At 59.3% G+C, this 25617-nt stretch carries 16 protein-coding genes, 1 tRNA gene and 3 pseudogenes; 14 read left to right on the plus strand and 6 right to left on the minus strand.

All coding sequences use genetic code 11. The features are described 5' to 3' along the window. Window positions 1–38 precede the first annotated feature (38 nt). The 3 genes and pseudogenes from MUN84_RS24380 to MUN84_RS02840 form a co-directional block, all read right to left on the minus strand. Window positions 39–1441 (minus strand): annotated as a pseudogene (locus MUN84_RS24380) (RtcB family protein). Between the two features lie 306 nt (window positions 1442–1747). Continuing rightward, window positions 1748–1896: transfer RNA gene (locus MUN84_RS02835), tRNA-OTHER, on the minus strand. Between the two features lie 1362 nt (window positions 1897–3258). Further along, window positions 3259–4830, minus strand: a complete 1572-nt coding sequence (locus tag MUN84_RS02840) for a TROVE domain-containing protein (RefSeq protein ID WP_244696560.1) — start codon at window positions 4828–4830, stop codon at window positions 3259–3261. A gap of 1105 nt (window positions 4831–5935) precedes the next feature. On the opposite strand from MUN84_RS02840, the gene MUN84_RS02845 reads away from it, so the two are divergent. From MUN84_RS02845 to MUN84_RS02860, 4 genes are all read left to right on the plus strand, one after another. Beyond that, complete coding sequence (locus MUN84_RS02845) at window positions 5936–6409, plus strand: hypothetical protein (RefSeq protein WP_244696561.1); 474 nt, start codon at window positions 5936–5938, stop codon at window positions 6407–6409. A gap of 269 nt (window positions 6410–6678) precedes the next feature. Next, entirely contained in the window at window positions 6679–7662 is a 984-nt protein-coding gene (locus tag MUN84_RS02850) for a sensor histidine kinase (protein WP_244698619.1), read from the plus strand. Window positions 7663–7710: 48 nt separating this feature from the next. Then, the gene (locus MUN84_RS02855) at window positions 7711–8454 is read left to right on the plus strand and encodes a LytR/AlgR family response regulator transcription factor (protein ID WP_244696562.1); all 744 of its coding nucleotides are present in this window, start codon (window positions 7711–7713) and stop codon (window positions 8452–8454) included. Window positions 8455–8760: 306 nt separating this feature from the next. Beyond that, complete coding sequence (locus MUN84_RS02860) at window positions 8761–9663, plus strand: histone deacetylase (protein WP_244696563.1); 903 nt, start codon at window positions 8761–8763, stop codon at window positions 9661–9663. Between the two features lie 93 nt (window positions 9664–9756). Here the strand turns inward: MUN84_RS02860 and MUN84_RS02865 are convergent, their stop codons facing one another. Beyond that, the gene (locus MUN84_RS02865; RefSeq protein ID WP_244696564.1) at window positions 9757–12132 is read right to left on the minus strand and encodes a PAS domain-containing protein; all 2376 of its coding nucleotides are present in this window, start codon (window positions 12130–12132) and stop codon (window positions 9757–9759) included. 279 nt (window positions 12133–12411) lie between these two features. Here MUN84_RS02865 and MUN84_RS02870 point away from each other — a divergent pair, with 279 nt between their 5' ends. Beyond that, the gene (locus tag MUN84_RS02870; protein ID WP_244696565.1) at window positions 12412–13422 is read left to right on the plus strand and encodes a J domain-containing protein; all 1011 of its coding nucleotides are present in this window, start codon (window positions 12412–12414) and stop codon (window positions 13420–13422) included. A 338-nt stretch (window positions 13423–13760) separates the two neighbouring features. Here MUN84_RS02870 and MUN84_RS02875 read toward each other — a convergent pair whose 3' ends face one another. Then, a complete protein-coding gene (locus MUN84_RS02875) occupies window positions 13761–14651 on the minus strand; it encodes an alpha/beta fold hydrolase (protein WP_244696566.1) in 891 nt (296 codons plus the stop codon). Window positions 14652–14790: 139 nt separating this feature from the next. Here MUN84_RS02875 and MUN84_RS02880 point away from each other — a divergent pair, with 139 nt between their 5' ends. Further along, window positions 14791–15258 (plus strand): hypothetical protein, encoded by a 468-nt coding sequence (locus MUN84_RS02880; RefSeq protein ID WP_244696567.1) that lies wholly within the window; start codon window positions 14791–14793, stop codon window positions 15256–15258. 197 nt (window positions 15259–15455) lie between these two features. Here the strand turns inward: MUN84_RS02880 and MUN84_RS02885 are convergent, their stop codons facing one another. After that, on the minus strand, window positions 15456–16217 hold the full coding sequence (locus MUN84_RS02885) for an XRE family transcriptional regulator (RefSeq protein ID WP_244696568.1): 762 nt from the start codon (window positions 16215–16217) through the stop codon (window positions 15456–15458). 196 nt (window positions 16218–16413) lie between these two features. Between MUN84_RS02885 and MUN84_RS02890 the strand changes: the two genes are divergently transcribed. The 8 genes and pseudogenes from MUN84_RS02890 to MUN84_RS02925 form a co-directional block, all read left to right on the plus strand. Beyond that, complete coding sequence (locus MUN84_RS02890) at window positions 16414–16812, plus strand: CesT family type III secretion system chaperone (RefSeq protein ID WP_244696569.1); 399 nt, start codon at window positions 16414–16416, stop codon at window positions 16810–16812. A gap of 127 nt (window positions 16813–16939) precedes the next feature. Continuing rightward, window positions 16940–17640, plus strand: a pseudogene (locus tag MUN84_RS02895) (PspA/IM30 family protein). Between the two features lie 54 nt (window positions 17641–17694). Next, complete coding sequence (locus tag MUN84_RS02900; protein ID WP_244696570.1) at window positions 17695–18144, plus strand: hypothetical protein; 450 nt, start codon at window positions 17695–17697, stop codon at window positions 18142–18144. A gap of 92 nt (window positions 18145–18236) precedes the next feature. Beyond that, entirely contained in the window at window positions 18237–18890 is a 654-nt protein-coding gene (locus tag MUN84_RS02905) for an OB-fold-containig protein (protein ID WP_244696571.1), read from the plus strand. A gap of 40 nt (window positions 18891–18930) precedes the next feature. Further along, on the plus strand, window positions 18931–19329 hold the full coding sequence (locus tag MUN84_RS02910; RefSeq protein WP_244696572.1) for a PH domain-containing protein: 399 nt from the start codon (window positions 18931–18933) through the stop codon (window positions 19327–19329). Between the two features lie 273 nt (window positions 19330–19602). Further along, window positions 19603–21771 (plus strand): flotillin family protein, encoded by a 2169-nt coding sequence (locus MUN84_RS02915; protein ID WP_244696573.1) that lies wholly within the window; start codon window positions 19603–19605, stop codon window positions 21769–21771. Window positions 21772–22044: 273 nt separating this feature from the next. Then, on the plus strand, window positions 22045–22386 hold the full coding sequence (locus tag MUN84_RS02920) for an endonuclease domain-containing protein (RefSeq protein ID WP_244698622.1): 342 nt from the start codon (window positions 22045–22047) through the stop codon (window positions 22384–22386). A gap of 32 nt (window positions 22387–22418) precedes the next feature. After that, window positions 22419–23746 (plus strand): annotated as a pseudogene (locus MUN84_RS02925) (DNA repair ATPase); the annotation flags it as partial. Window positions 23747–25617: the final 1871 nt, after the last annotated feature.

Genomic DNA, 25617 nt, shown 5'->3' on the forward strand with positions numbered 1-25617 from the left:
GATAATGCATCGGGGCCTTTTTCATGTGTAACAAAACCCTACACCCCGCCTTCCATGCGCACGATGCGCGGGCTAAAGGAGCCCAGCACATCCACCAGTTCAGTCTGGCTTTGCATCACGGCGTGAATGTTTTTGTAGGCCTGGGGCGCCTCATCGACGCCCCCGCCCAGCAGCTCAATACCGTGCTGCTGAAGGTAGCGGCGCACTTCGGCCTCGCCCAGCTCCTGCTTGGCCCGGGTGCGCGACATTTGCCGACCCGCGCCGTGGGAAGCCGACGACAAGGACGCCGCCTCGCCCCGCCCCCGCACGATAAAGCCGGGGGCCGTCATGGAGCCCGGAATGATGCCGAGCACCCCTTTGCCGGCCGGCGTGGCTCCTTTGCGGTGCACAATTACCTCCCGGCCGTCCATCAGGCGCTCTTTCCAGGCGAAGTTGTGGTGGTTTTCCACTTTGGCCAGGGGCCGCTCGCTGAGGGCTTTGGCCAGGCGCTGGTGAATCTGGTGGTGACAGGCCGAGGCGTAGTCGCCGGCTAAGTTCATGGCCGCCCAATACTCCTGTCCGGCTTCCGTGTCGAGGCCGAGCCAGGCGAGGTGGCGGGCTTCGGCGGGCAGTTGGCAAGTGTCCTGGGCCAGTTTGGTGTAGTGGTTGGCGATGCTGGCCCCCAGCCCCGGGAGCCGGAGTGGGAAAGTAACCCCAGATACTGGCCTACCGGTACGCCCAGCTCGTTGGCGGGGTCGGTGATGTCGACCACGCCCCACTCCACGAAGTGGTTGCCGCCGCCGGAGGAGCCAATTTGCGCGGCGGCCGTGTCCAGCTTGTTGCGCAGAAAGGGAATTTCCTGGAACTCGAGACGGTCGAGAACAGCGTGGCCCAGCTTCTGGCCGTGGCGGAATACGTCGCGGTTGCCGAATTTGGTGTGGTCCAGCAGCAGTTTACGCAGTTCCTGTACCCGCTGCTCCAGAAACTTAGGCGGCAGAGCAAACACCGACAGGGCCATCCGGCAGCCAATGTCCACGCCCACGGCGTAGGGAATTACGGCGTTGTCGGTAGCCAGCACCCCGCCGATGGGCAGACCGTAGCCGTGGTGGGCGTCGGGCATGAGGGCCCCAGCCACGGTTACAGGCAGCTTCATGGCCGTTTCCATCTGATGAATGGCGCCCTGCTCGATGTACTCGGCCCCGAACACAGCGTATTCCTTGCGCTCCGTAAGGGCAATGTGCCGGCTGGGTGGGGGTAGCAAAGCGGCGGCCGTGTGGCTCCAGTCGAGGTGGGTGAGGTAGGTAGAAGGGTCCGCCAGCAGGCTTTTTAGCAGGGTTAGCTGGTCAGTTTGGGAGAGTTTTTTGAGGTGTTTGCGCTGCAGTTGAGCCAGCGCGAGTCCAATGGCCCGACCTTCCGGGAAGCCAAGCTGCCGAAGGTCGTTGCCGCGTAGTTGTGAGGCCATGCGAATAAGAATGTACTAGAAGAAGTTTTTGGCGGCGGAGCAACGGGCGAGTCGCGTATCCTGAGGGTGGGTGTGCACCCGCAGTCAGGCCGAAGTAACGCGACCCTACGGCATCCGAAAGCCAGAGAAAAAGAGCAGCTAGAAGGGTAATAAGGCGGACAGGCCCTTAGGTTTTCAGACGAAGTATGCCTGCTCCACGACACCTTCCGGCCGCTCAAGAGTATTCAAAAAAATCTGTTCGGGGCAACAGGTGGGCGGCCCCTATATCCTGCTCTACCTTCTGAGCTACAGCCACCACCCAAGGGTAGCAACTGGTGGGACTCGAACCCACGACCCGGGCAACCACAGTGCGAAGTATGGTCGCCCTACGGCACCCGAACAGATAGTACCAGCGGTGAGGTAATCAGCGAAAAGCGTTCTGTAAACTGGGTGCTTTTGACCACTCAGCCACTTGCCCGCAGTCGGACAAGACGGGATTCGAACCCGCGGGCTACAGAAGGCCAACCAACGAAGTAGCGCTTTCTTCCGACACTCACCTTTTTATTTTCCGTGGGGGTGGGGCTAACAAGCACCAGGCCTTTTATCCTGCTCTACCTGACTGAGCTACAGCGGCCACCGAAGCAGCCACCAGCGGGATTCGAACCCGCGGCCTGGGCGTTAAGAGCGCGAAGTATGGCCTGGCTACGGCACCCACTCCCGCGGAAAAACAAAACCTGCCGGGGCGACAAACGAGCAGCGAAATGACCGGCCCGAAGGCCGTTCTGCTCTACCTAGCTGAGCTACAGTCCAAGGTAAACAACCTGATTGGACTGGCCCGAATCGAACGGGCGACCCGAAGTAACGCTGCGCTACGACACCCGGCAGGGTGATAATGCGGCTGAACCTCCGGGTTTGGGGCAACAAGCGGCTGGCGAGTACCCCGCAGCCGGAACTGCGGGATGGGAATCGAACCCTACACCGGGGATGCCGGTGTATTCAACCAAGACGAAGTAACGCCTGCCTACGGCACCCAAACGGGCGGAAGTCAGTCGGTTTGGAGCGGGCCGCCGAAGCACAGTGCTTCGGCGGTACGCCGCCCCGGCCGGCGGCAGCCATCAGGTGGTCAGCCGCCGTCCCAATTAGTAGAAGCCGAAGCTTCTGGGAGTACTTATGTTACCATACGAGGAGTTTGGTAAGAGAACTTCATGGCTATGAACGTTACAAAAGATGATTATGATATACTGAAAAACGTAAAAAACTACGCTCCAGCTATATTTTAGCCATTTTACGGGGTAACGGCGTTTCGAACTTCTGGCACGGTTCTGTTTGGACTTCTACCAGTTTGCCGTTTTTCAGCGGGCCACCGGGTTTTCGTAGTTGCCTCGTGCCAGGGCGTCGAGGGTGCTATGGGCTATTTATTGTTGTAGTTCTCGGTTCATTAGAGTAGGTATTGTCGGGCCGTAACCCGGGAGTGGCACCGCTTTTCGGGTTGCCGCAAGCCACTCCCGGGGCCGCGTGGTTTAGGTAGAAATAATGGGATAGGAATGCTGGAGAACTATGCAACACGGAGGATAATTAGTTGACAGACATGTTTCTATGATGCCTGATTACTTGATCTGATGTCAGTACTACCGCAGCATCTGGCGCTTCTTTGCCCGGCTGTAGAGACGCGACACTTCGCGTCTTGTCATTGCTGACGTTATTTAGACTGCGCGGTTCCTGGTCGTTCTGACGCCGAGACGCGAAGTGTCACGTCTCTACAGCTGTTCTATTGTTAGCCGGGCGAGATGCTTCGCAGGGCGCCGTGTGACAGTTAAATGGGATATTCTAGTTGCCCATTACAACACTATCTGTTCGATTTCGGTAAGAGCGAATCCGCCATTGTCGAGGGCGGCCAGCACGTCGAAAATCTTATCCGACCAGCCGGCAATCAGAGCTGCACCTTGTTCGGGGTGTACTTGCAGGGGCGCGGTGCCATGACCGGCTAGGTCGAAGAGGTATAGCTGGGCCTGTGGAGCAACGGTGCGCCGGTACTCCGCCCATTCTTTGGCCATGTTGGTGCCGTTGAAGTGAGAGTTCCAGAGCTGGCAGTCGGTGAAGAGCATTACCTTATCTACTACCTCCCGGCGGCGGCGCAAGTCCTCGATAACCAGGTAGCCGTTAGTGCTGTAGCCTACCTCGCCTTCGCGGCGGTAAAACTCCTGCACGTTGCGCAAAATGGGGCCACGGGGCAGCGTCAGCCGCTTCCAGGTGTCGCCGAACATGCCGGTTACCACGTTCTGGCAGCGGCTCTGCAGGAGCATGCCCAGCACCAGGCCCACGTCGTAGTACAGCACTTTGCTGCGCTGAGAAATAGGCTGTTGCATGGAGCCCGACACGTCACAAGCTACCACTACCCGAGTTTCCGAGCCGAAGCCGCGCAGGTTGGCGGCGCTGTGGCCGATGGCCGCTTCCAGGGCTTCCAGCACCTGCGGCACCGGGCTCTGGCGCAACCCCACTGCCATCAGCACCGACTGCAGCGTGCCTGCTTCCAAAGCCTTTACCTCACGGTAAGCGGCCAGAAAGCGGAAGGGCAGCTGCTTGCTGCGGGCTACGGCCCGCGCATCGGCGAGGGTGGCACACACTTGCGCTACTGCCTCGGCTGGTACACCAGCCTGCAGGATGTTGCGCAGGTTGCGTAGCAGGGCCATGTAGCCCAACTTGCCGCTACCAATTAGCTCCGTCCACTTCTGGCGGAAAGCGGCCGCCCGCTCTGCCTCCGACGTAAATCCTACCTGTCCCAGAGCCGACAATTCAGTCTCCCAGGTGTAGGGCGTAGGGAGGGTGCCGGCCACCAGCTGGTTAAATAAGGCTTGCTGGCCTTCGTCGGCGGGGCGCGGGTGCACCAGGAACAGGGCGTCGCGGAGGCGCACGGTGCCGGCCCGGTCGTACTTGGCCAGTTGGTAGCCATCGAAACGGTTGAAGGCTTGGGCCAACCCTTTCTGCACCTGCTTGGAGAGACGGTTGAGGGTTTTGAGGCCGGTGCGGCCGTTGGCTTGGGCGTAATAGGCCAGCAGCTCCGTGATTTCGTCGGGGCGCTGTACCACACGAGCCACCAGGCGGCTGACCAGGCTGGTACCCTGGTGCAAGCGGGCCAGCTCTACGGCCAATACCAGCGGCACGGAGCGCAAATACAGCTTTTCGCGGGCATACACAGCTAGGCGGGCCACGAACTCCGCATCGTTGCGAGCCACCAATTCGCGCAGACGCACCAAGCGGGTATCGGCGGTTTCGTAGAACTGGTCACTGAGGGCGGCAGTAGCCACGGCGGCGTACAGCTCCAGCGCGGGAGTGAGCATAGTAGCCGGTGCACCCTCGTGGTTGAGCACCGGAGCCGGAGTAGGCGGGCGGAAGGGGAAGTTGAAACGCATCGAATAGAAAAATCAGGTAGTGAGTACTAATGAATGACGGCTATAACCAGAATAAATAACTCGTACTTTTTACTTAGGAAAGCACACACTTTTTCCAGCATAATTCACGTACGAATTATTAAATAAAACTCTAGAAAATTAAAGACAATACTTTTCCTTTACACCCCGAAAACAGGATGATCTTATTTTAAATAACCAGGGAAATTAATTTGACTAAGCCAATTTTACACCGTGTTTGCCTACGCAGAGGTGCTAGCCTTTAGCCATTGTTGCTACTCCGGTTTACTACCGTTTTGCCAAGTCGCAACGACTGATAGTCGCGGGCAATTGAGGGTAATACGGATGGAGTGCGAGGGTAGAGAGAATAACATCATGGGGAGTAGGATAGATAGAAGATGAAAACAAAAACGCCCGAATCCTATCAGATTCGGGCGTTTGCGGAAGATGGTTCTAGAGTAGAAACCTTACCTGTCTGCTGGCGCGCCGAACCCCGGCTGAATCTCCCGATCCAGCTTGCTGAGTGATGGCATATCTTGATTAAAGTGGCGGCACATGACAGGAAAGGTGTAAAAGTCGTTAGCGTTTGGGCTGTTGAACGTGACAAAGGTAGAAAAGTTATTTTCTTACCAACAAGTTTAGTTCATAAATTTTTAAAATATTTTTCACACATAAATTAAATGCCCTTTCAAAGGTTTATTTCAAGGTTTTTATTATTTATTTAGACAGAATAAAAACTACATTTTTACCCTTTTACTTTACCAGACAAACGATATTTCATTCTAATTAAGGAGTTTTTGCATAGTGTGTAACGGTGTAGCAGCAGACGCGAAATGTCGCGTCTGCTACCAGAACAACCAGCTTAGCGCCACATGCGGTACAGACCGTTCAACGAAGAGACGCGAAGTGTCGCGTTTCTACATATCAGCCCTGTTCACCTCAGCTCTAACCTTGTGCAGCCGCTGTTGCAGCTAAAGCGGGGGTAGCGTCGAGGAAATGGCGGGGTTAGTAGATGTTTTTAGCGCCCCGGAAAGGCCAGGAGTAGGTTTGAGCACTGATCTACTAAACCAGGTCAGCGTTTACTTCTTCTTTCTTCCTCTACTACCCTATGAAAAAGTTTCTGGCAACTTCCCTCCTGCTCGGTCTGCTGGCCGGCGCTACCGCTCCCGCCGCTCTGGCCCAGACCACTCCCGCTAAAACCAAAGTCAAAGCCAAGAAAGACAAGGTGAAAGCCAAAGGCACTGCCACTGACGCCACGGCTCCCACGGAAGGCCGTGGTGCGGGTGGCCGGGGCGGACGCGGCAACATGCTGGCGGAAATGACCAAGGAGCTCAACCTCACGGCCGACCAGCAAACTAAGGTGGCCGCTATTCAGCAGGAGCAAATGCAACAGATGCAGACCCTGCGCGCCAGCGGCGAAACAACCGACCGTCAGGCCCGCATGCAGCAAATGCGCAGCCTCGATGAAAGCACCAATGCTAAATTGCAAGGAGTGCTCACGCCCGAGCAATTCCAGCAGTACCAGGCCAAAAAGCAGGAGCGGATGCGCCGCCACGGCCCGCCAGCCGGCGGCACCCGCTAAGCAGCACAACCAGATAGTGTCTGAAAAACGCTAGACCTTTCTGCTTGATCCGGCGGCCGAATAGTCGAAGCAGGACATGTTCATGAGAGGCGCAGCTTAATTTCTGACCCGTACCCGTGCTGCTGAGCCGCACGAAAGACCTGCTCCTGTTTAAACGGCCCGCTACTGGTGGCCTGTTCTGACGGGAGTACGTCCTTCGTACGGCTCAGCAGCACGGGTTTCCAAGGCCCTTCGTATTCTTACCGATTGTAAGCACAGCCAGCCACTTGATGTTAAGCAAGAACAAAACCACTCGTCAGCGGGTGCTGCGCGTGGTTGTGCACGTCGCGGCCTGGGTGGGGGTAGCTTTTATCCCGCGTCTGCTGTCGGATAACCCGCCGCCATTTCAGCTACGACACCTGACGCTGCCGCTGCAGCTGGCGGGTTACTTCTACCTGAATTACTACGTGCTGATTCCGCGCCTTTTTGCCCGGAAGAAGTTTGCGCTTTATTTCCTGGTAGCCTTGGGTTTGCTGGGGTTGATGTACATGCCCATGCTACTGCGGATGGCGGGCATTATCCAGCCCATGCACCACCGGCCGCCGGGCGCCATGCACTACTCGCGGCCGCCCCAGGGCCTGTGGGTGATGGGCATTCTGGTCTGGATTATTAGTAGCGGCCTGCGCATTACCAGCGAATGGTTTGACGCCGATAGCGCCCGGCGCGACCTGGAAAACAAGCAACTCACGGCCGAGCTGGCCTTTCTTAAGTCGCAGGTAAGCCCGCACTTCCTGTTCAACACGCTCAACAACATCTACTCCCTGGCCCAGTTGAAATCAGACGACACGCCGGAGGCCATCATGCAACTGTCCCAACTCATGCGCTACATGCTGTATGAGTCGGCCGCCGCTAGGGTGCCGCTGGCCCGCGAAACGGAGTACCTGCGCACCTACATTGACTTGCAGCGCCTGCGCCTCGACCCCGAGGAGGTAGACATTCGGTTTACCGTGGATGGGCCTCTGGATGGGCATTTAATTGAGCCTATGCTGTTGATTCCGTTCGTGGAAAATGCCTTTAAGCACGGCATCAGCGCCCAGAACTTTTCGCGCATTGCCGTGAATTTAATTGTGCGCGAAGACCAATTGCTATTCACGGTGCAGAACTCGCGCTTTCCCCGCACCGGCGGCCACGACCCCAACTCCGGCATCGGGCTACCCAACGTGCGCCAGCGCCTGCACCTGCTCTACCCGACGGCCGCCACCAGCTGCACGTAGAGGAAACCAACGATGAATTTATGGTAGAACTCACTCTGACTTTAGCGTATGCTCCGGTGCCTGCTCGTTGATGATGAACCCCTGGCCCTGCGCCTGCTCACGAGCTACGTGGAGCGCGTACCGTTTCTGGAGCTGGTGGGCACCTGCCGCAGCGCCCTCGAAGCCATGACGGTGCTCCAACAGGAACAAGTAGATGTGCTGTTTCTCGATATTCAAATGCCCGACCTCACGGGCATCGAGTTTGTGCGCAGCATGCAGCCCCAGGCCCTCGTAATTTTCACCACCGCCTACGAGGGCTTCGCTCTGGAAGGCTTCAACCTGAATGCCCTAGACTACCTGGTCAAGCCCATTGCCTTTGAGCGGTTCGTGAAAGCCGCCCAGAAAGCCCAGGAACGCCTGACGCCCCACCAGCCCGAGCCGGCTGCCGCCCCGGCCCCTACCCCACCGGCCGCGCCCAGTGCTACCCCCCACGACGACTACATCTTCGTGAAGGCCGACTACCACACCCAGCGCCTCAACCTGCGCGACATCCGCTACCTGGAGGGCCTGAAGGACTACATCAAGATTTACGCCGGGGCCAAACCCATTCTCACCCTCAACTCTCTGAAGGCCTTCGAGGACCGTCTGCCGCCCCAGGATTTCGTGCGCGTGCACCGCTCCTACATCGTGGCCGTGGCCCACATCGACTCTATCCGCAAAAACCGCATCTATATGGGCGAGGCCATCATTCCCATCGGCGAATCATACGCGGAGGCCTTCTTCAAACTGATTGAGGAGCGCAACATGCACTAGGTGGTGAATTTGTGACATGGTGAAATGGTGATTGAGCGAATAAAAGGCCCGTCGTCCTTCAATGTCGCTTGATGCGCGGAATGCTTAGGATGACGGGCTTATAGGAAAGGCGTGAGCGGAAAAGCCAGCCCCACGATGACGGGCGGATAGTGCCGGAAATGCTACTCCGTTTCTGGTAAGCGCAGAACCGAAAGTCAGCGGAACCAGGAGAAACGTACGTAGCGCTGAGTTACGCGGCTTTCGTCCGACGCCACAGCTTTTCCGCTCGTCAGCCGTACAAATCGGCACCCCGATTCATCTCGCCTAATGCCCTGCCTTGCAACCTCCGACCGTTACAGCATTCAACTGCCCGCCGGCCACCGCTTCCCTATTGCCAAATATGCCCTAATTCGGGAGCAGTTGCTGTGGCAGGGCATTGCCCCGCCAGAAGATTTCTACGACCCGGGGTTGTGCGCCGAGGAGGATATTTTGCGGGTACATTCCATGGAGTACTGGCAGCGCGTGCGGGACTTGCAGCTCTCGGCGGCGGAGGTGCGGCGGCTGGGGTTACCCCAGAGTCCGGAGCTGGTGCGCCGCTCCCTGAGCAGCTCGGCCGGCACGGTGCAGTCGGCGCGCAAGGCCCTGGAGCACGGCATTGGCCTGAGTCTGGCCGGGGGCACCCACCACGCGTTCCGCGACCGAGGCGAGGGGTTTTGCGTGCTCAACGACATAGCCATTGCCGCCGCCCACCTGCTCCACCACGGCCTGGTGCGCCAAGTGCTGGTAGTGGACCTAGATGTGCACCAGGGCGACGGCACGGCCAGCATTTTCCGGGAGGAGCCGCGCGTATTTACCTTTTCCATGCACGCCGGCGCCAACTATCCCCTGCGCAAGGAGCAGTCGGACCTGGATGTGGCCCTGGACCTGGGCACCGACGACGAAACCTACCTCCGCATGCTGCACGACACCCTACCTCGCCTGCTCGCCCAAGTTCAGCCCGATTTCATCTTCTTTCAGGCCGGCGTTGATGTACTGGCTACCGACAAGCTCGGCAAGCTGGCCTTAACCCAAGCCGGCTGCCGCCGCCGCGACGAATACGTTTTGCGCCTCTGCCAGCAGCACCAGCTGCCCGTAGCCGTGAGCATGGGCGGCGGCTACTCTGAGCAGCTCCGCGACATTGTGGATGCCCACTGTACCACCTTCCGGGTGGCCTACGAAGTGTTTGGGTAGCCTACTCCGGGCGCAGGCTCGCCAGCGTAAAAATGAACAAAGGAGGCGGCCGGAGTTACACCGGAAACGAAACCGTAAAGGTTGAGCCTACCCCTACCTCGCTCTGCACCGTGATGGTGCCGCCCCATTTTCTACCAAGCGCTTCACAATATAGAGGCCTACACCCGTACCCTCCACGTGGGTGTGCAGGCGCTGAAACAGGCCAAACAGCTGGCGTTGTTGCAGTTCGTTCAGCCCCAAGCCATTATCCTGCACGGTAAGTAGTACGGATTGCGGGGTGCTTTCGGCGCGCAGCTGCACCCTGGACGGACGGTTCGGGTCGCGGTACTTCACGGCGTTGCTGAGCAGGTTGTACACGATACTGCGCAGGTTTTGCGGGGCAAAGGAAATCAGCAAATCCGGGGCTACTTCCACCGTGAGCTGGGTAGCGGCGGCCTGCAGGTCGGGGGCCAGGTCTAGGCGTACATCTTCCACCACCGCCGCGAGTAGCACCGGCTCGGCAGGAGCGGCGTGGGCCAGTTGCAGCTTGGAGAGGTCGGTAAGCTGGGCAATGGTAGTTTGAAAGCGCGCCACCGTGTGGTCGAGCAGGTCCAGCAAGTGACTGATCAGCTCGTGCTGCTGAACTTCCCTGGGCAGATGCTCCCGCAAGGCCAGCATGATGCTTTCGATGTTGGTGATGGGCGCCTTGAGGTCGTGGGAGGCCGTGTACACGAAGGTGTCCAGGTCGATGTTGGTGCGCGTGAGCTGGGCGTTGGTTTTGCTGAGCTCGTCGTTGGAAGCCGCCAGTTCCTGGTTTAGGTCCTGCACGCGTTGGCGGGCCAGCACCTGTTCGGTTACCTCGGTAGCCACCACCGTCACGGCCGTAATTTGGTCGCCCCCATCATGCAAGGGCTGGTACACAAAGTTCCAGTACACCAAGTCGCGGCGGCCGTGCCGATCAATGTGGGAAGGCAGCTCGTTGGCGACGTAGGGCACGCCGGTAGCCATTACCCCATCGAGCAACTGCTCGAAGCCTTGGCCCGCCGCTTCGGGCAGCAGCTCGAATAAGGGAGTGCCCAGGGCCTGCTCCGGCGTGCGGCCCCAAATGGCGCACACGGCCGGGTTAGCCAGCTCAATGACGTACTGCGGCCCCCGGAAAATAGCAATGGCTACTGGCGCCTGCTCAAACAGTTCATGTAACCGGCGTTGCTGAACTTCGTGCTGCTGCCGGGCCAGCACCTGATCCGCTACGTTGTAGGCAAAGGTGGAAATACCCACAATCTCCCCGTTTTCGTGGAAGGCTTGGTAGGTGAAGGTGAAGTACATCAGCTTCGGCGGGCCCTCAGGCTGAGCAATCAGCAAGGGCAGCTCCTCGCCGTAGTACGTTTCGCCGGTTTGGTACACGTGGTCGAGCAGGGCTAGCACTCCGCTGTCCACGGTTTCGGGAATGGCCTCCGCAACGGTGTTGCCCAGAATCTGGCGTCCCGGAAAAAACTGCAGGTACGCGGCGTTAGCGTACTCGTACCGGTGGTCTGGGCCGCGCTGTATGCAGATGGCGGCCGGCGTTTGCGCGAATACCTGAAACAAGGTGTTGCGTTCCTGCACCTGGTGCCGGGTAGCTGCCACCAAATCGGCCTGTAGCGCCTCCGCCTGCTGCCGAGCCTTTACCTGCTGGGTTATGTCGGTAGCCACCACAATGACGCCCGATACGGTGCCCTGCTCAGTTCGCCAGGGCAGGTACACAAAATCAAAATACACCAGCTCCTGCTGGCCGTGGCGCTTCAGGTTGGCCGACAGCTCTTTGGCGACAAAGGGCTTTTCGGTTTCCATGACTCCGGCCAGCAACTCCTCGTAGCCCGCTCCCTTTGCTTCGGGAATGGCTTCAAACAAGGGCTTATGCAATACTTCCGCGGCCGTTTTTCCCCAAAGCTCCAGGTGGGCCGCGTTTACCAGTTTGATGACATGGTCGGGCCCCTCGAAGATGGCAATAGCCACGGGCGCCTGCTCAAATATGTTCGTCAGCTCTGCTCGTTGCCGCTCGGCTTCCGCCCGGGCGGCCTGCTCGCGGGCCTGGCTCTGGCGGAGGGCCTGTTCAGCGGCGCGCTCGTTGTGCTCCTGGCTAAAGGAAAAACTCACCAGCAGGTGCTGGCCCAGGCGGCGGCCCACTACCCGGCAGTAGGTGTCATACTGTTCATCCTGGTAGAGCTCCTCATAGTGCCGGGGCTCATCGGAGCCGAATGCCGCGACGTGGAAGGCAAAGGCCCCGCTGCTCCTCGCCTGCGGAAACTGCTGCAGATACGTAGTGGTAGGCTGCGCCGGCATCCCCAGCAGGCGTTGAGCCGCTGGATTGACGTAGGAAAAGACGAAATCCAGTACTTGCCCCGCGGCATCCAGCACTGGCGTGTAACACACGATGCCACTAATTGACAGATCCAGCAATGCGGGCAACAACTCGTCGGCAGGAGCCAGACTCAGCGGAAGTGAAAGCACGGAGAGATAAGAGAGTTACGCGAAATCAGCAGCCTAGAAAAGCTACCATAGATACACCGGACAACAATAAGCGAAAGTAGCACACCAGCCCCAGTTGAAGCGCTACGCTAACACCTGCGTCACCAAGAGGCCCTGCTCAGCACCTATAAGCGGGAAAAGTTCTGATTACCTGGGAGCTATTACCCAGAATATACGGGTACAAACGGGGCTGGTTTTAGGTAGTGGCCCTGCGCCTGCTACCCCGCCGGCTTCACGTAACTCCTGCCTTACCTTTGCCCCATGAATCTGCATAACCCCGCCACCGACCTGCCCGCCGCCAACGCCCTACCCGTTTCAGCCCCGAGAGAAGCGCCCGGCACCCCGGCCCAGCAGGCGTTTCGGGCGGCCGTGGAGCAGGTGGAAGGCCTGCGCCAGCGCCTGCGGGAAGTGCGCCAGGAGCAGGCCGAAGCGCGCCGCCGCTACTGGCAGCAGGTGGGCCCCGCGGCGGCTACCGTGGTGGAAGCCCGCCGCGCCCTGTTCGGGCCCCTGGAAGAAGCCTTGCTGCTCGACTACTTCAGCCGCCTGGAGCACCGCCAGATTCAGGAGGTGATAGTCGGCAATGCGCGGGCCCTGCAGGATAGGTTTGGGGAAGATGCCGAGGATATTCTGCGTAAGTACGCCCCGCGCCGCCGGGTGGAGGAAGCGGAAGATGCTCCTGCCTCCGAGGCCCCTACCCCTACCATCGACCCCAACCTGCCGCCCCACGAGCAAGCGGCGGCCCACGCCCGCACCCGCCGCAAATCCAAGGCCCAGAAAGCCGAGGAAGCGGCCGCCCAGCAGGCCCGGGAAGAGCAGCAGCGCCTGCTGTCGAACACCAAAACCCTTTACCGCCAGCTGGCCCGCCTGCACCACCCCGACCTGGCCCGCGACCCAGCCGCCCAGCAGCAGAAAACGGCTCTGATGCAGCGCATCACCGAGGCCTACGAAACCAACGACCTCTACACCCTGCTGCAGCTACTCTCGGAAGCCGGCCCCGCCGAGGCCACCGACGACGACGTGCTGGCGCGCTACACCCAGGCCTTGCATCAACAAACAACGGAGCTTAAACAGCAGCTGAACGCCCTGAAATTCGGTGAAAACGGCTTTTTCGGGAGCACCGGCAAGAAACGGGAGCAGGAAATCCGCCAGCTCAAGCGCCACCTGCGCGCCGAAGCGGAGTACCTAGCCCACGTTCGTCAGCGTATGCTGGAGCCGGATGGCCTGCGCGAGGTACTGCGCCAACTTGCCGCCGAGGGCCACGAAACGGTGTAAATCAACTCTTTCGTCTCTTTTCCCAGCCTACATCCAGGCGTACCTCTCGCGCTGTGCTTGGTTCGCTCCCCACGCTGTCATTCCGACGCAGGAGGAATCTGGGTTAGAGCGCGTGAACAGCAATTCTCAGCTCGTCATGCAGAGGACTAACCCAAGCATCTCGCGGGCTGACATCTGGTTTACTACCTCAACGTCAGCATGCAAGATGCTTCGGATATGCCTCTGGATGACATTTCTTTAGCTCTAAATTCGTTGCAAAACGGCTACTCTTCGCCTCATAGCCTTCAGGAAGTGATATTTGGTTCATTCTGCGCTGGGAGGATGGCCTGAGTGCTTGCTTACCGTAGAAACTCGGCTACCTGTTCCAGCACCGCAGGGTCGCGCATGATTTTGTTGTGGCCCAGGCCAGTGGTGGGCCGGAAGTCGAGGCCGGGCCAGCTAGCGGCTATTTCCTGGGCTTCGGCGAAGGGAATACTAGCATCGTCGTGGTCGTGAAAGAGCATGGCACGGCCCACGGGCAAGCGGTGGCCGGTGCGGATGAGGCTGAAGCTTTCCGCGTCGCGGCCGTGCTGCTCGCGTACGTAGCGGGCCATGCGGGCCACCACTGCCGGGGGCAGCTGGAGCAGCTCAGCGAAGCGTTGGGCCACGGCGCTGGTGCTCCCCGGAACGGCCAGCAATACCAAGCGGGGCAACTGGCCGCCCTTGGTCTGGTTAAAGCGCACGGGCACACCAGCCGTGGCAGCCCCACCCAAGGAATGCGCCACCACGGCGTACACCTCGCCCAGCTCGTCGGCTACGGCCTGCACGGCGCGGGCGTAGGCGGGCAGCGTTACGCGCGTACCGGCGGATGCCCCGTGGGCGGGCACATCCAGGGCTACTACCCGAAAGTCCGCTGCGGCCAGGTGGCGGGCCATGGCCCCCCAGAAGCTGGCTCGGTGCTCCCAGCCGTGCACCAGCAGCACCGTACGCTGGCCCGCCGGGTTCCACTCGTAGGCGGCCACCTGGCCCCGATTGATGGTTACCTCGAAGCGGCGGGCCCCGGCCAGGGCAGCAGGCTCCCACTTCTTTTCGGGCAGCCGGCGCGGGGTAGTAAACAGCTTCCAGGCGGCACCAAAAGCCAATTCTGTAGAAAGCGCCGCTAGCAGCCGAAATTTCAACTGCAACAAACGAATAGCGGACGGCAGGGCGGCCGGGACAGGGGCCGAAGCCGGAGAAGTAGAAGTACTCATGTGGGGGCAAATATCCGCTTCCTTCCGCACTCTGCGGGCAAGAGCTGGAGTAAGCTCAACTGTTTGCCCCATTTCCCGTATCGGCACGCAGCCCATTTACCCCGCCGATTTTCGCCTGTTTTCTGCGCAGGCAGCTACGATGTTATTGACTCTATCCGACTTACAAGTACAATACCGCTCTGATGTATCACTCCTGCGCGTGCAATGGCGCGCGCCCCACCAGCGCATGACCCGGTTTCAGGAAGGCATGAACGCTGTGGCCTACCTGCTGGAGCTCGGCGTAGTTCACACTGCCATTCTCGACCTGCGCCACCTGCCCAACATTAGCCTCGACGATCAGTATTGGATAGCAACCAACTGGCTCCCCCGGATTTCAGTGCCCGCCCTGCAGCAGGTAGGCGTGGTGCTACCCTCTTCTAACCTCTATAATCAGCTGGTAGTAGAAAGCCTTATTCATATAAGCCGGCATTTCATGCACTACGATATCCAGTTCTTTGGTGCCGCCGCAGAGGCGCTGGACTGGTCCGTGGGCAGCCAGCAACCAGACCTGCAGCTAGCCTTGGAAAGCGAATGGGCGGCCTATACGCCGGGCCCACTGCCGCACTAGGTTGTGCGGGCGGAGATGGGTAGGCCAGCCGGCATGGTGCTTTCCGTCGTCATTGCCCTGGGGCGCAGCTTCTGATCGGCCGTTGTTTGGGTTACGGGGCCTGACGGACGAGGACGACAGGCTTGCGGATGGCTGGCAAACCGGTTTTTTCTGATTCCAACTTCCCCCTATTTCCTACCTCCCCCGGTTAGGTAGCGTTAGCCTAGCCGGGCCAGCAGCTCTTCCACTTGCCGCTCCAGGCGCGTTACCCGCTCCTCTACCAAGGCCGGCGGGCGCAGGTAGGTACTGAACACACCTTGCACTTCCCATACTTCCAGGGCATCTGTAAAAGGCACGTCCTGCACCGGATAGTCGGGGTTATCGGCCCGCAGGCGTAGCACGTTGTCGGAGCGGTGCTCCAGCAGCCGGCGCACCAACAGTTGATTTTGCAGCACGAAGGCGTACAGGCGGCCCGCCCGCAGGCGCAGCGTAGCCTTGTCTACCCGGCAGGTTAGCAGCACATCCTGGTGCCGAACGGTGGGCTGCATATCCGCGCCCTGCATCTCGAAGGCCCGGGTGGCGCCCCCTAGCTCGGGCGGAAACGTTAGGGTAGCCAGGCCCTGCACAAAAGCGGCGTCGTGGTGCCGCACAATGTACTCCATGAGCCGGGCCGTGGGCACGTAGGGAGTAGCTCCCGAAGCTCCCTCCGAAGCGGCGGCGTCAGCCGCTGGGGCATCCGGTTGCTGGTACCGCTCAAAACCATAGAGGTCGTTTACGGTCAGTTCTTTCGTTAGTAGCAGGTCAACGGAGAGGCCAAAATGATGAGCAATTTGAATAAGCGTCTCCATTTTGGGCTCCGAGCGGCCCTCTTCGTAAGCACCTACACTTGGGCGGGCCAGCCCGAATAATTCGGCAAAAGCCGCCTGACTCAGCTTTTTAACCGTTCTTATCTTGCGGATGTTCTTTCCGACGTGTGACATCGTAGCAAAAATATTTTCGCTCAAACTTTGAGCATATACTGAAACTTCAGTACCATTGCATCGTAAAGCTACCAGAATACAGTGAACTGCTTTGCTGAATTTAGCTATTTTTTTGAGCCAAACTTAGCCACTGGCTCCGCTTGGTCAAGGCAGGTAGCACTCGGTTCGCTTTTCCTTCTACCCTTATATCCACTGTATGGTCAACCGCTACTTTACAACTATCAAGGGCTTTTTGCTGGAATTGGGCTTTGATATCCGCCACGAAGAGGCGGCCGCCAACGTTCTGGTTGTCAATAAGCTCGACCAGGGTATCCGGCATCTGGTGCTTAGCTGCGGAGAACCGCTTTTGATTCTGGAGCAGCACCTGCTGGATTTGCCGGGCCCTTCCTGCGAGGTGTACCAGCAGTTGCTCCAGAAAAACCGCGACATCATCCACGGCGCCTTCGTGCTGGATGAGTCGGGCCGCAAGGTCATCTTCCGCGACACCCTGCAGCTAGAGCACCTCGACCGGCCCGAGCTGGAAGCGGTATTCAACTCCCTGGCCCTGCTGCTCAGCGAATTCAGCGACGAGCTGATTGCCTTTTCCAAGGCTTGATCTTCGAGGCGGCAAGCTCCAGCTTTGTCCGATGTGGCCCTCGCCAAGGCCCCGTACTGCCCACCGGCGTTCTACCTAGGATGCGAAGCTAGAGCTTCGCGCTACCTCTCATTCATCCTACACTGCTATGAACCTTTTCACGCGTCTCTTTAAAATCGGCCAGGCCGAAGCGCATTCGGCCGTTAATCAGCTCGAAGACCCGATTAAGCTCACGGAGCAAGCCTTACGCGACCTGCGCCAGGACCTGGACAAAGCCCTGCACGCGCTGGCCGAGGTGAAAGCACTGGCCATCCGCAGCCGTAATGAGGCCGAAACCGGGCGGCCCAGGCACTCGAATATGAGGGCAAAGCAGTGCAGCTACTCCAGAAGTCGGGCCGCCAGGAGTTGGCTCCGGCCGAAGCTGACCGCCTCGCCACGGAAGCCTTAGCCAAAAAGGCCCAGCACGAGGCCCACGCCGTCCGCGCCGCCCAGGAGCAGGAGAAGTTCGAGGCCTCGGCCCGGCAGCTCGACGAGAATGTGCAGCAGCTTAAGCAAACCATTTCGCAATGGGACAATGAGTTGCGCACCCTCAAAGCCCGCGTTACCGTCAGCGCCGCCACCAAAACCATCAACCAACAGCTAGCCCAGCTCGACTCATCGGGCACGGTGGCCCTGCTGGAACGCATGAAGGAAAAGGTAGCTACCGAGGAAGCCCTGGCCGAATCATACGGGCAGATTGCCCAGGAAAGCAAATCCATTGACCAGGAAATTGACAGGGCGCTGGGCAAAGATGGCAGCAGCCAGGCCGCTACGGAGTTGCAAGCTCTTAAGGCGAAGCTGGGGCTGTAGGCAATGCTGTCAATAGCTCAGATATATCATGAACCCAGGCTAGATTCAATGCACATGAATACCCGTGAAAAAATTCTCCTGTATGCAGGCAGCGCCACGATAGTTCTCATTGCCCTGGCCCGCATTCTGCACTATCTCGAGGCAAAAGAAATGGGTTCTATGATGGTACTTGGCTGGGTGCTCATTCTTAACGCCTACCGGAACTATGCCAAGCGCCTGCAGCGCCGCAACGCCGAGCTGGAACTCCTGGTAACTCCCCATCATCCCCGGCAGCGTAACGTTTCCCTGGCCCTCTTCCCTACCTCAACCCATAAAACTACTCCATTGGATTGGCGTGGTTTTTTGACCACGGCCAGTCTGCTGAACCTGTTTGAGCAGCTACCACCTTCGCCGGTGGTTAGGGTGCTGGTTGCTGGCATTGGCCTGTACGGCGCGAGGGTAAGCCGCTACCTGTGCCGGCCGGAGCACGAAAAACGCGCGCTGCGGCAGCTGCCGGTGGGGTAGTAACCTGCTAGTATGGTGGAGCTTTGCTGGCTTTTTCGGTTCTTTCCGACCTAGATGCGCGCTAATGCGGCGCGGCTTGCTTTTTTGGTACGATGACTGACCTGTTTCACGCGGCGATTTTGCCAGCCAATCTGCTGCCCACGGCCCTACTGGTATTTGTGCTGCTCTACTGGCTGACTGTAATTACCGGCCTGCTCGATTTCAAGTCCCTGGATCTGGACGTGCATCATCACCCGGAGCTGCACCACACCCACTTTCACGCCCCTGAGGGCATGGGCGTAAGTTGGTTAAATCACGCTTTGGCTTTTTTCAACCTGGGCCGGGTGCCGCTGATGGTGTTTGTGGCTTTTGTGGCCCTACCGCTGTGGGTGGGCAGCATTCTGCTTAACTATTACCTGGGTAACAGCTCTTGGCAGCTGGGGCTGCTGCTACTGCTGCCGTTGCTGCTGGCGGCGCTGCTAGTTGCCAAGGTCCTGACCACGCCGTTCGTGCATGTGTTTGCCGCCTTCGAGAAAGACCACCACGATGGTACCCGGCCCCTGGGCAAGGTTTGCACCATTCTGCTACCCGCCAGCCAGCAGCACCTGGGCCAGGCCAGCGTGGCAGTGCCCAACGGCGCCCCCCTGATGCTCAACGTGCGAGCCGCCGACGCCACCACGGAGCTGCGCAAGGGCGACTCGGCCCTGGTGATTGATTATGATGAGCAGCGCCGCTGCTACGTAATTGAACCCTACGAGGTGTCCTGAGTGCTAAATTCTGCTACCTTTAGTGCACGCTTTACTCGCCATGAATCAGGTGTTTAAGTCCAATATAAGCTGGTGGCTTTTCGGGCCGATTCTGGGCGGCCTGGGCTCCTTTTTGCTGCTGGCCGTAGTCCAGCAGCGCTGGGTAGCAAGCCTGGTGGTGCTCGTACCGGTCTGCTTTATTATCTATCTACTCTTGTCCACTGCCTACACCATTACGCCGCAGGAACTCATTATTACATCCGGGCCGCTGCGCCTGGCAGGACAGGACAGTACCAGCATCTATTCTACCCATACCCCCATTAGCTCCCCGGCCCTTTCGCTCGTCGACCGATTGGCAATACGCTACGGCAAGTTTGATTCCGTGCTGGTATCACCCGCCGCCAAGGCTGGTTTTCTGGCTGCGTTGTTACAGCTTAATCCTGCTATCCGTCATGATTGACTTGCTGGGTACTCTAAAAACGTTCTGGCACTGGCTGGGCAGTCTGCTGCTGGATGGCCTACTGGCCGATTTCTTTGCTTGGCTGGCCGAATGGCTGTTTCCGTGAGCTACCCGCTGGCGCTGAGCCTACCCCAACCTTTTCTTTCCCAACCTTCTGCCGGCGGCTCCTGCCCTGCGCGGACAGGAACCGGCATCCCTAGTCTCTACCAACCCGCGCCCTAGCTAGGGCGCCCTACCTCTGAATCTATTTCTTTACCCCTACCCCCTACTTCCATGTTGGAACAACTCTCCCTGGCGGTGATACTCATCGTTGCCGTCCTCTTATTGGGCTTTCTGGCCATCATTGCCCGCATGTACCAGAAGGCGGTGCAGGGCGAAGCCCTCGTCCGGACCGGCATGGGCGAAACCAAGGTTTCCTTTAGCGGCATCTTCATCGTGCCCATCCTGCACAAGATGGAGGTGATGGACATCAAGCTCAAAACCATCGTTATTGCCCGGGCTGGCTCCGAAGGGCTGGTCTGCAAAGACAATCTGCGGGCCGATGTGAAGGTGAACTTCTTCGTGCGCGTCAACAAAACCCACGATGACGTGCTGAACGTGGCCCAGAGCATCGGGGCCCACCGCGCCTCCGACCCCGCGGCCCTGGAAAACCTCTTTGACGCCAAGTTTTCAGAAGCGTTAAAGACGGTAGGCAAGCACTTCGATTTCATCGAGTTGTATAATTCCCGCGAGCAGTTTAAGCAGGAAATCCTGCGTATTATCGGCACCGACCTGAACGGCTACGTGCTCGACGACTGCGCCATCGACTACCTGGAGCAAACCCCGCTGACAGCGCTCAACCAGGACAATATTCTGGACGCCGAGGGCATCAAGAAAATCATTGCCCTAACCTCGGAGCAGAAGATTCAAGCCAACTCCATCCAGCGGGAGCAGCAGAAAACCATCAAGAAGCAGGACGTTGAGGCCCAGGAAACCATCCTGCAGCTGGAAAAGCAGCTGATTGAAAACCAGGAAAAGCAGAAGCGCGAGGTAGCCAACATCAAGGCCCGTGAAGCCGCGGAGGCCGAAAAAGTACAGCAGGAAGAGCGCCTGAAATCAGAGCGGGCCCGCATTGCCACCGAAGAAGAAGTACGCGTGGCTGAGCAGAACCGCGACCGGCAGGTGCTGGTGGCCGAGCGCAACAAGCAGCGCACCGACGCCGTGGAAACCGAGCGCGTCGCGCAGGCCCAAGCCCTGGAGGCCAACGAGCGGGAACGGATTGTGGCCCTGGCCCAGATTGAAAAGGAAAAGGCTCTGGAAGAAGAGAAAAAGAACATCCAAACCATCATTCGGGAGCGAATCACGGTGGAAAAAGCCACGGTTCAGGAAGAAGAAAAGATAAAGGACACCCGCGCCCAGGCCCAGGCCGACCGCGAAAAGCTGGTGGCCCTGACCGCCGCCAAGCAGCAGGCCGAAGCCGCCACGGTGGCTCTGGTAGGCAATGCCGACATGGAAAAACAAGCCGCCGAGTTCCGCGCCAAGCAGGCCCTAATTGACGCCGAAGCCGAAAAAGCCGCCGCTGAGTTTAAGGGTCAGGCCATTCGTACCCTGGCCGAAGCCGAAGCCAGCAAAGCCACCGCCGTGGGCCTAGCCGAAGCCCAGGTAATGCAAGCCAAAGCCACTGCCCGCCAGAAAGAAGGCGAAACCGAGGCCACGGTGCTGCAGCTTACCGCCGCCGCCGAAGCCCAGGCCATTCAAGCCAAAGCCGGCGCCCAGGCCGAAGCCGACGAAAAACTGGGCCTGGTAGCCGCCAAAATCAACCGTGAAAAAGGCCTCGCCGACGCCGACATCATTCAGGCCAAAGCCGACGCCGACCAGAAGAAGGGCCTAGCCGAAGCCGCCGTATCGGAGCAGAAGTTTGCGGTGGAAGCCAAGGGCATCGAGGCCAAGGCCGACGCCATGAAAAAGCTCGATGGCGTGGGTAAAGACCACGAGGAGTTCAAGCTGCGCCTCGACAAAGAGAAGTCGGTGGAGCTGGCCCAGATCAGTATCCAGAAAGACATTGCCGCGAGTCAGGCCGACGTTATCGGCGAGGCCCTCAAGGCCGCCAAAATCGACATTGTGGGTGGCGAAACCATGTTCTTCGACCAGATCATCGGCTCCATCACCAAGGGCAAGATGGTGGACCGCGCCGTGCACAATAGCGAAGTGCTGGGCACCGTGAAAGACGCCTTCTTCTCCCTCGACGGGGGCGGCGACTTCAAAACCAACCTGCGTCGCTTCGTGGACCAGTTCGGCCTGAGCAGTGAAGACATGAAGAACCTCAGTGTCTCGGCCTTGCTGCTAAAAATGATGAACCAGGCTGGCGACGACGCCACCCGCGCCACCATCACCCAGCTGGCCAGCACCGCGCAGGTGATGGGCATCGGCGACAAGCCGGCGCGGATGCTGGAGTTGAAGTAGAGAGTGACTACCCCAGCTAGAAACTAAAACTAGAGACTAGCTCCCCTCCTCAGATGAGGAGGGGTTGGGGGTGGTTGACCCGCACGTCTGAACATCCTACTAGTTCTAGCTTTCTAGTTCTAGTGTTTCAACCACCCCTACCCCCTCCTTATCCAAGGAGGGGAACTAGCCTCTAGAATTCTATAGCTATGCCTGATACAAATCACATTCATAATCTAGGCTATCAAAAAGCTATCCGCCGCACACTTCGCAGCAACCTCACCTGCCGAAGCTCTGCTCTGGAAAGCACTTCAGCGCAGCCAACTAGCCGGCCGCAAGTTTCGTCGCCAGCATGGCATCGGTCCGTACATCGTGGACTTCTACTGCTCAAGCGAAAAGCTGGTGGTAGAGCTGGATGGCGCCGGACATTTCACGGCTAATGGTGAGGCGCAGGATGCCGAACGGGACGCTTATCTGGGCAGCTTAGGCCTGAAAGTGCTGCGCTTTGAGAACGAGCTATGCTTGCAACATATTGAGAGTGTATTAGCGACTATTGAGGCTGCTTTTCAGACCATCGTTCTATCATCGTCAACCACCCCTAGCCCTCCTCAACTGAGGAGGGGAACTAGTTTCTAGTCTTAGCCCTAGCTGATGTTCGGGCTGCTTTTATGGAACAAACTACCCAACTCGAAACCGGCACCTACGAAATTCTGCGCAACCGCCTGCTCAAGAGCAGCACCGACCTGCGCCAGCGCCTGGACCTGCTCAATACCGAGCGCAAGCAGGTATTCGGAGCCGTGGATACGCGCCTGCTAGGCACCGGCCGCATTACCACTGAAAATAACTGCGTGCCCTGGGACATGGTGCCGGTGGGGCAGCGGTGCATCTTCGGGTACAACGTGGTGCTGGGGCTGAAAGCGGAGCCGGACTTGGCCGATGTATTTGGGGTGTACGAATATGCCGAGCACGATTTCCGGCCGCTGGGGCTAGAGCTGTTGCAGAACCCGCAGTTTCTGGAGGAGTTCCGCAACCTGTACCGCTACTACAAGAACACCCAGTTCGTGAAGTTCGCGGTGATTGGGGCGCACTTGTTTATGGTGTTTCGGGTGGGCAAGAGTGCTTCCGACGTAAAGACGTTTAAGTGGCTAATGCAGGGCGAAACGCTTACCTACCTCGACAACCGCTCCGACCACGAGTACACCTTTCCGCCCCAGCACGAGTTCCAATGGAAGCGCGCCACCCGTGACATGCAGCGCGGCGGCAAGCACCCCCACATCAGTATCGAGGACAAGGTGTTCGTGGAAACCGTGGGCGGCGACCTGACCATTAAGGTGGAGGACAACACCAGCACCGGGCAGGGCATTTTGAGCGAGCCGGTCGATAACAAAGACCAGACGCTGGACGACTCGGAAATCTACTATGCGGTGGTGGGCAACCTGATTCTGCTCAAAATCCGGCCCTACCAGGAGCAGAGCTACCGCTACTTCATCTTCAACCACAAGCTCAAAACCGCCCAGCGCCTCAATGCCCTGGCCGATGCCTGCGTGCTGCTCCCCGACGGGCAGGGTCTGATTTTCCCCACGGCTTCTACCTGCAAACTGGCGACAACAAGCTCTTCGACAATGGCCTGCGCGAGATGCTGTTTGAGAAGCGGGTAGTGTCGCCGAATGGGGAGGACTTCCTGTACGTGTTCTTCAACAAGGACCACGGCGCCTACCTGCTGCTGAGCTACAACCGCATTGCCCAGTGCGTCGATAACCCCATCGTGTGCCACGGCTACGCCCTGTTCGAGAACGGGGAACTGTGCTACTTCCGGGCCGACGATGAGCCCAAGAAGCACCACACCGTGCAGATCTGGCAGACGCCCTACACGGCCCCGGATTTTCAGCTACCTGTTACCTCTGATTCCTACCTCTACAAGCTGGGCAACAAGGAGATTGTGCGGGCCATGAGCGAGGTGCAGGAAGTCCTGACGCTGACCAGTAAGGACGACTCCTACGCCGGCCTCTACCTCGACCTGATCCGCCAAACGACCAGCCTCACCGACGCCTACCACTGGCTGCGCGAGCCCGCGGCCCAAGCCCTGGCCGAGCCCCTGGGTGAAATCCGGCAGACGGCTACGGCCGCCGTGGAGGAGTTCGAGAAGGTGCAGAGCATCCGCAAAAACACCGCCCAGCAAACCCAAACCGTTTTCCAGAAGGCCGACGAGCTGATGGGTCGTATCCGCCGCTCGGCGCCCGACACCGTCACGGAGTTTGTGCAGCTGCTGGGCGAGCTGCGCGGGGTGCGGGGCGAAGTAATTTCCCTGAAGGAGCTGCGCTACGTGGAGCTTCCCGCCGTGGAAAAGCATGCCACCGACTTGGAAGCCCTGAGCAAAGAAGTGGCCCTGCAAACTGTGGACTTTCTGCTCAAGCCCGATGCCCTGGCCCCTTACTCCCAGCGCGTGCAGGCCATAGCTGAAGGCGTAGAGCAGGTGCAGAAAACCGTAGAGGCCGATCAGCGCGAGCAGGAAACGGCCGCCGTGGCCCAGGAGCTGGAGCTGCTGATTGAGGTGGTCAGCAATCTACCCATCCCCGACCCCACCCAGACCACGGCCATCATCGACAACATCTCGACCGTGTACGCCCGCTTCAATCAGATTCGGGCGGCCCTGAAACGGCGTCGTCAGGCGTTGGCTGGCACCGAAGCCCAGGCCGAATTTACCGCCCAGCTCAAGCTGCTGGAGCAGGCCCTCACCAACTACCTCGACCTGGCCGACACGCCTGCTAAGTGCGACGAGTACCTGACCAAGCTCATGGTGCAGCTGGAGGAGTTGGAAGGCAAGTTTCCCGACTTTGACCAGTTCATCGAGCAGCTCACCACCCGGCGCGAGCAGGTAGTAGAAGCTTTCGAGTCGAAGAAAACGGCCCTGGTAGCGGCCCGCAACCAGCGCGCCACGGCCCTGCTGCAATCGGCCGAACGGCTGCTGAAAGCGGTGCAGAGCCGCCTCACCCGCCTGGAATCGGTGGCGGATATCAACGGGTACTTTGCCGCCGACGTGATGGTAGAGAAAGTGCGCCAGACTGCCCAAGAGCTGCTAGGCCTCGGCGACTCGGTGAAGGCCGAAGACGTGCAGAGTCGCCTAAAAACTCTGCGCGAGGATGTCGTGCGCCAGCTCCGCGACCGGGCCGACTTGTTTGCCGACGGCGGCCAGACCCTCAAGTTTGGTCCTCACGCCTTCACCGTGAATACCCAGCCCCTGGAGCTGACCGTGGTGCTGCGCGACGATGCCCTACACTACCACCTCACCGGCACCAACTTCTTCCAGAAAATCAACGACTCTACCCTGTTGGCCGCTAGACCAGTGTGGGACCAAACTGTGGTGTCGGAAAACCAGGACGTGTACCGGGCCGAGTTCCTGGCCTGGCGCATTCTGCAGGCGGCCCAGCACCCCACGCCCGCCGATGCGGAAGCGGGCCACCCCGCTGTGCTGTCCGTACCCGAGCTAGGCCACCTCAGCGCCGCCGAGCTACTGGCCTACGTGCAGCAGTTTATGGCCGCGCGCTACCAGGAAGGCTACCTTAAAGGCGTGCACGACCACGACGCCGCCCTGCTGCTCACGGCCCTGGTGCGCCTCACGCGCACGGCAGACTTACTCCGCTACCCGGCCGACACCCGCGCCGCCGCGGCCCTCTACTGGCTGCGCTTCGCCAACCCCGACCAGCGGGCCCACTGGGAGCGGCAGCTCCAGGGCATCGGGGTGCTGCTCCAGGTCTTCCCCGATTCCCAGGAGTTCGACGAGCTCAAAACCGAGCTGCAAATGGCCGTAAACCGTTTCGCGGAGCAAACCGGCCTGTTCACCCCCGCCCAGGTGGCGGATGCCGGCGA

This window comes from Hymenobacter sp. 5516J-16, assembly GCF_022919335.1.
Lineage (GTDB): Bacteria > Bacteroidota > Bacteroidia > Cytophagales > Hymenobacteraceae > Hymenobacter > Hymenobacter sublimis.